Here is an 8,903-nt window from a genome sequence, read left to right as displayed (position 1 = left end):
GGTTGCCACCTTATCCGTCACGGCGGCCCACGCCGAGCCCGTCCAGCGCTTCGGGGTGTTCGCTCCGCCGGTGATGTCGATCCACAGGTTTTGCGCCAGTTGATCGGCCACCGCCGGCGCTGCGGTCTGCACGATCACCTTGCCCTTACCGCCGGCCAAGGTGTTCGCCGCGTTCGCTGCCGTTTGTGCAGCGGTCACGTTGGTGTTGGTGGTCGTCAGGCTGTTGTTCAGCCCGGTGATCGCTGTGCCCTGGCTGGTGTTGACCCCTTCAATGCTGGTGATCTTGGTTTCGGTGGTGCTGACACGCGAGGCCAGACCGTTGGAATCCGTGAGGACTTGGCCAACGTCCAACCAGTAGGTGGTGTTGGGTGGCGACTTCGCGCCGGTTACGTCTACCGGTACCGCGATCTTTGCTTGGTACAGGCGGTCGTTCAGGCGCGTGGATGCGCCGACCGCGTAAGCCTTGTCCTTCTGATACTCGCCCGATTTGGCGATGGTGCTGACCTGATTGAGCTGCAGCTGCATCGCCGCTTGAGTCTCGGTTAGCGTCTCTTGGGCTTCGGTTAGCGTCCCCTGAGCTTCGGTAAAAGCCTCCTGAGCTTCGGCAAGTGCTTGCTGCCCCTCGGTGACACGCTCCTGCAGATGGTCGGTAACTTCGCTGATCTGTTCGTCCAGCTCTTTAATTCGCCCGCTGACCGAACCCGGCAAGGAAGGCGGGCCATCGATCAAGTCGATACGGTCCAGCAAACCTTTACCGAGTTCTGTTTCGCTAATCTCACCGGCGATTTGATCAAGGATCGGTCCAGCGTCAGAGCTGGCTTGTCCCATCACCCCGGTACCTACCGGAAAGAAAGGACCAACGTTGCCGGAACGATCAACCAGGCGAGCCCAGAAGAATAACCGCGCGCCCGCCAGCAAGCTCTGCATGCTGTAATCGCTTTGGGGATACGCCAGATCAGCCAGTTTGGTCGCGTCTTCAACACGGATGGTCGTGCCGTACCAGATTTCCGTTCGCTGGGTGTCCTCTGCACCAGCGGGAAAACCCCATTTGAGGCCAATACCGAAAAGTAGGCTTTCGGCATTCAGGAATGAGACCGCGGGCGGTAGACCTTCCTTCCCAGAGAGCACAACCTCGTTACTGGTGCCCCAGATGGAAGCAATATCCATCGCGTTGATCGAACTGACGCGCGCGACATAGCGACCGCTGTAGATGCCTTCAACTTCCGCGCCGAGGTTGCCGGTACGCGGTAGACGAATCCAGCTCCCGTTGTCCTTTCGCCATTCAACGTTGTACGCAATTGCGCCCGGTACCGACAACCAACTGATACGCATCGTGCTTATCGCGATGCCTTGCGATACTCGAGTGCGAGACTCGATGGCTATCCCGGTCGGAGCAGGCATGACGCCTGGGGGAATAATGCTCGTGGGTTGCGGATCAATGCGTGCCCCGTTGTCGATCGCTGGGTACTTTAGAGGCTCATGTTGAGTTGCGGCGATCTTGAACTGATGCAACCCTTGGGGATCGATGGTCTGCACGCGGAAACGCATTACAGCCAAATCAGCGCTCTCTACAGACCAACTGCATTCAGCTTCTGGCAATTCCGAATAGTCGGCCATGACGGTGACCAACCGACCAGAGACGGATTTTACGATCCGGCCCTCGGATTTACCGCTTGGCAGGTTGAGAATCAGTCGATCGTCCTGGTGCACCTCTGCATCGATGTCCAGTGTAATCACGCGCTTGGTGGCCGCGCTGATGCGCCCACCATTTGGGCGGCCCGAAAACAGTTCATCCGCCACGCAGATGATCTGCCCCGGTTCAACGTTCCGGCCCTCCATGCCCGTCGTAAAACTGACCGACCATTCTTCGTACTGCTCGGACTTCAGTGCCCAAATACCATGGCGGATAGCCTCGCCTTCGACGGTGCAGCCAAAACGAGAAATATCGAGCATCCGATGGCCAAGGGCACCGATCAGCTCATCATTGGTTACCGGCGCCGGCTGGGTCTTGAACTCATTGTCAGGGTTATCCCACGCCACTTTTGCCCGGGTGTGACGGTCAGGAAAGGCTGCGGCGGCGTATTCAAACTCACCAATGATGTTCGACCGAGAGAAAACGTAGCCGTCTTCGTTACCTGGAATGTCAGCCACCATAGTGACCTGCGAGCCGTTCCAGCAGCTGCTGCCACGGAACACGCTGGCCAAATCAGAGAGCAATGCGTAGCCCTCAATCGAATCCTGGATGTAGACGTTTGTGGTCATGCGCGGCTGCAAGCCGCCCTTACCGTCACTCACCATTACGTCGCAGTAGCGACCGATCTCATAAAGTGTCCAGTGGTCGACCATATCGGCAGTGATACGGCGACCCAAACCATACCGGCGATGCAGCAGCAGATCTCGCCATACCCAAACTGGGTTGTTGGTGTAGGCGAGCTTGAACGTGCCGTTCCAGTCACCGGAATATGTCCGGGTTTGCGGATCGTAATTGCTGGGAACCTGAACAATCCGGCCGCGCATCAGAAAGCTGGCTTTGGGCGTGTCCTGAAACTGCTTGGCGTCAAACTGCAGACCACCCAAGGCCAGGTTCGGATACCTCAATTTTTTGTCGATGACTTCGGTCAGTCCCTTGATCCGCATCAAGTCGGCAAAGTTTGAGTCATTCCGATTTGGAGTGAGCCGGCGAACGCGCACCAGCGCACTGGTGAAGCCTTCCGGTAGGTCAATTCGGTGAGTTCGCTCGTACTCAGTGGTTCCTTTGTCGTCCAGCGTTGCTGAAAGGACGGTTTGATAGCTGCCACCGTCGACCGAGAGATCGATTGCGTAATCAATGCGATACCCGATCTGGTCGCCATTGGTTTTAACCTGCCAGATCTGCGGCCAAGATAAGCGGATGCGGACTGCCGACAGTTGCTGGTCAGTGATGGCATGCGTCCAGGCATTGTCGGACTTCAGCTCAATCGGCAAACCCTGTGAGGCTTCGTTCTCAATTGCTGGAAAACCTGCGATGTGCTCCTGATCGACGGTGCCCGGGCGAAAGTCCCAAACCGTGCCCGGGAAGTTCTCGCTACCGTCCGGAGAGATCAACGGAGTGCCATTGAGCTTTACCGACTGTTTGTCGTTTACCGGCCCAACAATCGGTCCCTCGCTCAGCGCGAAAAGCAATTTGACCGTGGCGATCGAAAGCGCACTATCAGGAGCCTTGTACGGAGTGTAGGGCTTTGTCTCACCACCCTTGGCACCTGAAACGCGGGCAGCAGCAGTCCGGCACCGGCGCTTTTCAGCGGGCGCGGTCATGGTCTTGGACATATCTTTTTCCTTACTGCTGATCTTCCGAGAAGACGCCGGCCGAGATTAGAGCGCCGCCGATGTCGCGTTCGCCGTAGAGCAGAGGCTTGCAACGGCCCTGAGCCATAGTGGTGACAGCTCCGCCGAAGGCGTACGACGGCTTATTGCCGTCACCCTCCTTGTCCAGCACGCCAACTGGTGAGGGCGACATGCTCATGGCGATACCACCAATCATCAAACCGGCGCCTGCTGCCACCAGGTAGTACTGCTGCGTGATTGCGCCGACGACGACCAGCGCTAGACCTGCAATAGTGGCGAACAGGCCACCGCCCTTGCTTCCAATCACTATTGGCGCGATTCGGATAGGCTCGACGGTGTCCTGCCGCATCTCTATTTCATTTTCACTGAGGTTTTTCTTCCCGCGGAACACCGCGTAGGTCAGCCCACGCTCTTCCGAAAATCTCAGGAAGCGCTTGAAGCCAGGGACCTTTACACAGAGGGCGTGGACCGCTTCGGCACACGATGCAACCGCCAGATGATGAACTCGGCCAAACCTTGCGCCCAGCACGCCGTAAAGCATCACCAGCACCACCAAGGGTTGCGGGCGAATCTCTGTTCTCATTGCCATCAGTCGACCTCAGGAACTCGTTGGTGCCGGAGAATCAGCACGGTGTAATCAGCCCACATGCCGCCGTACACATCGCGCGTGGACTTTTTGTTGTAGCGGTGATGGAGGAATGTTCCGGGAGCCTCGTGAAGATCCGGAACACTGGTTAGCAAGCCATCGTCCAGATAGATGCCCGCGTGGTTCGGAGCATCAGCGTTGATCTGCATGATGATCATGTCGCCCTTGCGTGGCACCGAAACCGGATAGAAGCCAGCTTCTTCGTAGTACTTTTCGTAGAGGCTTTCACCATCGTTCCACCAGCCATCGCGGCGTGGATAGTTCGGTAGTTCGATCCCATGTTCGCGCTCGAAGTAATCGCGACACAGCGCATAGCAGTCGAGCAGGCCGTGGCCGAACTCGCGGCCAATCAGCGGTGCCTGGTAGCCCTCGGGCTTAAATTCGAAGTACTCCCCAGATGGCCAGCTGATAATCCCCCAAGGCTTTTCATGCAGCTCGCAGCTCACCCGATCGGTCATGCTCGGCACCGGCGGCACATCTGGGTGACTGTGAATAATCATGGTCACCTCGCCACGGTCCTCCGCATGACACTTGTCGACGGGATTAATCATGAAGTGCTCACTCGGCGTTTTTGCGTCGTTGCCGCATGGCACATACTTCAGGCGGCCGGACTCGCGAATTACCAGGCCGCAGCTTTCCTTGGGGTATTCACTGGCAGCATGGGCCTGAATCTGTTTCAACATCGTTTTGTTCATGGCTTACCTATCCAATGAGCGCAGCGCCTGGTGCGCCACCGAATGGCAGCGGGTTACCCTTGCCATGCCGTATCTCACAATCACTTGGCCGGCCGCCGCAGCGGTCCAACGCTGGGTCGTCCACAGGGTTGCCGTCGAGATCGAACATCTTGATGCCTGTGTAGTTGCAGTCAGGCCCGCGATACTCGCCCCACAAACACCACTCGCACCTGTTCATGATCAGGCCGGCTGGAAGCATCTGCCCCTTCACCGCCGTCGGCGGCGCTAGAGAGAACACGACTTCCTCGCGCCCCAGGCTGGTGACCTGATTGATGTAGGAAATATCCATCTTTTCCATGGTGCTGGCTCCCGGGTTACCCCCGGGAAAATTCACCGCATCCAGGTACTTGGCATAGGTCTGACGGACAGTGAGTTTCACACCGCTCAAACCCTGAAACTGCCGACACAGCGCCGTAATCAACCCGTCGATATTGCTGATCTTCAGCATTGGAGTTGAGTTGTTGCCTTCAACACTGCGACCGAAACCACCAGTCTCGTAGGGTCTGGGCACATATGAATCACCCTTCCAGATGATCGGCGTCGACTGCTGGTGCGCGTGGTACCGCAACGTGCCCATGCCCCGGGCCTCGCCGTCCAACTCAATCAGCTGGATCAGCGCGCCAGGTTCAAGCTTCTGGTTGTCCAAGGTGATCATGGGTTGAATACCTGCTGAAAGGTGGTGCTCAGGGTGTACTTCTTTTTGCCGTGGGTTTGCAGCTGCCAGCCACCAGTGGTGATGTACTTGCCCTGATCCTCAAGCGGCGGAGTCCACAGGAAGTGATTCGCCCCCTTATGCCGGATAAAAAACTGCTTGATCGGCTTGATGTACGCCTCACCGCCGGTGAAAGAAACGGCGTAAGCCCCAGCTATATTGTTGATTCCGACCGACAGACGCTGGCTGTACCCGTTGCCAAACTTCGATTCGAGGGTGTCGGCCTGGTCATCTCCAGACGCACCAACCCGTGGCGACCAGGTGAATTCCTCAGTCATCAGCTGTTCCTCCGATTGTTGGGGTCAAGGAGGCCGTTCTGACCTTTCTCCTGCTGTATTACCTGCCGGGCGATCTTCGGCATCTCCGAACGGGCGGTAGCCAACAGCGCCAGTCCCATCTGCTCGTAACCTTCCGGTGCGTTGACGGCGCCGCCGGAACCATCGCCATTGATATGCAGATGGATCTCCGGCGCGCCGCCATAACCAACGCCAGCGGTAACACTCGGCGCGCTGAATGCTGGTGAAACCCCAGTACCGACAAAACCTCCGGCGGAATACCCAGGTTTTCCGGTGCGATTCAAGCCAATCAAGTAATCCTTCATGCCTGGCTGGTCGACCACTTCCTTGCGGATCACAACCTCACCACCGTGCACGACACCTTTGGGCTCGAACTTGCCGCCCGGGCCGGTATATCCGCCGTCGGAGAAGCCAGCCAACGCCATGCCGGCCACCATGCCAGCGTTCGCGTAACCAGCAGCAAGAAGCGCGGCGCCGACTGGGATGCCGCCGAGAATGGTCAGTTCAGCCGGTGCTTTCGCCGCAGCGATCTGGGCGTTCATGATGATCGAAGCCACAGCGAATGCTTTCTGTGCCACGAAAAGCGCCTTGTACGCGCCGGACTGCTCACCCGCGATTTTCCCGACCATGTCAGCAGCCTGGCCGGACAGCTCGCTGAAGGTGCCCATCACCGCGACCTTATATGCCCCTTGGATATCGGATAGGCGCGACTGATTGGTCTGGTTGATTTCAACTACTCTATCCAGGTACTGCTGCTCGGCTGCCAACTTCTGCTCATTCGTGCTTTGCTGATCAGCCAGAATCTGATCACGCAACTCGCTTTGCATAGACAGCTGCTTGTCGTGCCACTTTTTCAGCGCTGACTCGGCCTCGGCAATTTTGACCAGCTCGCCAGATGGACCACCAACAGACGAATCGATACCGCCAAACTCCGGCGCCTCAGTGACTGTGGCCTTCGAGATCGCATCCGCGCCAATGCGGTAATCGTCGGAACTCAGCTTCCCAGATCGGTTGGCAGTTTCCAGTACCTGCATGCGCTCTTTAGTGGTTGCGAGTAGCGCCTGCTCTTTCGTCTGCAGGCCGGACATCAGACCGTCGTAAGCCTTCCTGGCATTGAGCGCATCCAACTCAATTGCCTTGCCTTCAAGCAATACCTTGTTCTTGTCGGTCAGCTTGGATAACTCACCAACAGTAAGTTCGTACCGAAGACGCCCCAGCTCAGTGGTTTCACCATAAAGCGCAACCTGCTGAGTGAGGTTGGCCAGTGTTTGAATGTAAGCATTGTTGAGTTGTTCAGCCTGGCGCTGGATATCTTCAGAAGCTTTTTTCGCCTTCTGCTGCGCTTCTTCTGATGCCTTTGCTGCTACCTCTGATCCCTTGATTGCGCCTGCGAGGATGCGCCAGCCTTCTGCAGTAGAGGGGTCAACGCCTTCCCTTTCGATTCGCCGATTGACCTCGCCAACCAGATCACCGCCATCTCGAACAGAGTTAAGTCGTTCGACAAGGGTCTTGGAATAACTTGTCCAGCCATCGATGGTTTTCTGGTCCGGCCCTTCAATTGTTTTGAGACCTGCGCCGGCCTGGCCCGCTGCTTCCGCAACGTCATTCAGGCGCGCGGTAAGCATGTTGGCGACGTCACCGTAGTCACCAGATGCCTTTATTGCCTCCCCGTAAGCAGCCGACGACGCATTGATGGCCTTTGTCATTTCCTCATTGGGACCAATTGCTGCAACGAGTTCCTGGCTTGCTGAATCGATATCCTGGCCGCCGGCAATTCGCCGATTGAAGTCTGTTACTGCTCGATCACGTTTGAAAGGATTCGCGGTGTAGGTATCACCCCACTTATCGTTACCCTGGGCAGCCGCGCGAATTTCGCGAAGCGCTTTTTGCGCAGCAACTTGGGCATCGGCTTGCTGCTGGATCACACCGTCGAGCTTGTACCGAGCCTGCTCCCGGCCCAATTCGGCAAACTCTTTTCGCAGTTCTTCGACCGGGCGCTTGAGGTCAACAGTCGCTTGCCGAACCTTATCGCTATTATCTCGAAAAAGAAGGTAGCTAGCGGCTACGGCGCCGGCAGTCACTGCAAGTCCTACAGGCCCACCCATCACTCCTAGCAGTGCGGAGCCAGCACGTCCCGCCAATGACGTCGCGGCCGTTTGAGCAGCCTGTGCTGTAGTTTGCGCGGCGGTTGCCTGGGCATCGGCAAGCCTGGCCAAACGCAATCGGCTAATTGCAGCCGTGTGCGCGTCAGTAAATCTGGTCGCAGTTACTTGAGATTCGGCTGCGATTACCTCAGCGGCGGCACGACGCGCAGCCGCAGTCGCAGCATCAAGCTGTGCGGTGGTCCTGCCGATTTCTGCGGAGCGAGCCTCGCGTAAGGCGCTGACCTGGTCCCGCAGCCCCTTGATCAATTCGCCGGATTTCAAGCCCACATACGCTGCCCCCGCAGTCAACGCTGATGCAGCAAGGACATCCATATTCTTCGCGACGAGATCAATCGCGCCCGAAAGAACCGCAGTACTGCCGGTTGCTGTGTCAGCCCCCCCGATCCACGCTTGAAATGCATTTGTAAGAGAGGTAGTCGACCTGCTGACAGATGGTGGCATCTTGTTGAACTCATCGTTCAACACACCCAGCTGGCTGATCAAAGCAGGGACGAGCTTGTCGATCGTAATCAGCCCGTCATCAGCCATGGCTTTGAGATCTTTACGAGCGACGCCCATGCCTGCAGCGAGCGCCCGTAAAACCCTATCTCCACTGTCAGCGATGGAGTTGAACTCCTCCCCTCGCAGCACCCCTTGCGCGAGGGCTTGGGAAAACTGAGTGATGGCTGCAGAGGCTCCCTCGGAACTCGCGCCAGAGACCTGCAAACCCACGGAAAGCGCCTCGGTTACCCCTAGCACTTCGGAGGTTGAGTAACCAAATTCCCGCATCGAGGAGGCTGATCTGCTGAACAGTCCCGCGTTATCCGAATAAGACGTTCCGGTCCGCTGGCTCAGTTCAAATAATGACTTTTGGCTGACGGCGAAATCTTCGGTGCTGGTGGTGGCCTGCTTTAGGCGGGCGTTGACCTGGTTCCAAGCATCAGCCTGATGGATGACATTACCGACTGCCAGCGCGCCAGCCATCGCAGCTGCGTAACCACCAACCGTTGAGGTCAGAGACTGCATCGCCGTGCCCTGAGCACGCAC

General features: G+C 57.4%; 6 protein-coding genes. All 6 read right to left on the bottom strand.

What is annotated here, in order from left to right:
* Window positions 1-3,306, bottom strand: a 3,306-nt coding sequence (locus GBC55_RS08020) for a phage tail protein (RefSeq protein ID WP_247266879.1), incomplete at its 3' end; no start/stop codon positions are given.
* Between the two features lie 10 nt (window positions 3,307-3,316).
* The gene (locus GBC55_RS08015; protein ID WP_247266878.1) at window positions 3,317-3,913 is read right to left on the bottom strand and encodes a tail assembly protein; all 597 of its coding nucleotides are present in this window, start codon (window positions 3,911-3,913) and stop codon (window positions 3,317-3,319) included.
* Complete coding sequence (locus GBC55_RS08010) at window positions 3,913-4,665, bottom strand: C40 family peptidase (protein WP_162437656.1); 753 nt, start codon at window positions 4,663-4,665, stop codon at window positions 3,913-3,915. Before GBC55_RS08010 ends, GBC55_RS08015 begins: the two co-directional genes overlap by 1 nt.
* Before the next feature lie 7 nt (window positions 4,666-4,672).
* Window positions 4,673-5,359 (bottom strand): phage minor tail protein L, encoded by a 687-nt coding sequence (locus GBC55_RS08005; protein ID WP_162437657.1) that lies wholly within the window; start codon window positions 5,357-5,359, stop codon window positions 4,673-4,675.
* Window positions 5,356-5,694: a phage tail protein gene (locus GBC55_RS08000; RefSeq protein WP_162437658.1), complete on the bottom strand. Its 339-nt coding sequence runs from the start codon at window positions 5,692-5,694 to the stop codon at window positions 5,356-5,358. The genes GBC55_RS08005 and GBC55_RS08000 overlap by 4 nt, the downstream gene beginning before the upstream one ends.
* Complete coding sequence (locus tag GBC55_RS07995; RefSeq protein ID WP_162437659.1) at window positions 5,694-8,903, bottom strand: tape measure protein; 3,210 nt, start codon at window positions 8,901-8,903, stop codon at window positions 5,694-5,696. Before GBC55_RS07995 ends, GBC55_RS08000 begins: the two co-directional genes overlap by 1 nt.

The sequence above is a fragment of the Pseudomonas sp. TNT3 genome, from assembly GCF_010095445.2.
GTDB lineage: Bacteria > Pseudomonadota > Gammaproteobacteria > Pseudomonadales > Pseudomonadaceae > Aquipseudomonas.
This window is presented reverse-complemented; position numbering and strand designations above follow the sequence as displayed.

Coding starts and splice junctions, on each gene's coding strand:
- GBC55_RS08015 (WP_247266878.1), bottom strand. CDS start 3,913: ATGGCAATGAGAACAGAGATTCGCCCGCAACCCTTGGTGGTGCTGGTG.
- GBC55_RS08010 (WP_162437656.1), bottom strand. CDS start 4,665: ATGAACAAAACGATGTTGAAACAGATTCAGGCCCATGCTGCCAGTGAA.
- GBC55_RS08005 (WP_162437657.1), bottom strand. CDS start 5,359: ATGATCACCTTGGACAACCAGAAGCTTGAACCTGGCGCGCTGATCCAG.
- GBC55_RS08000 (WP_162437658.1), bottom strand. CDS start 5,694: ATGACTGAGGAATTCACCTGGTCGCCACGGGTTGGTGCGTCTGGAGAT.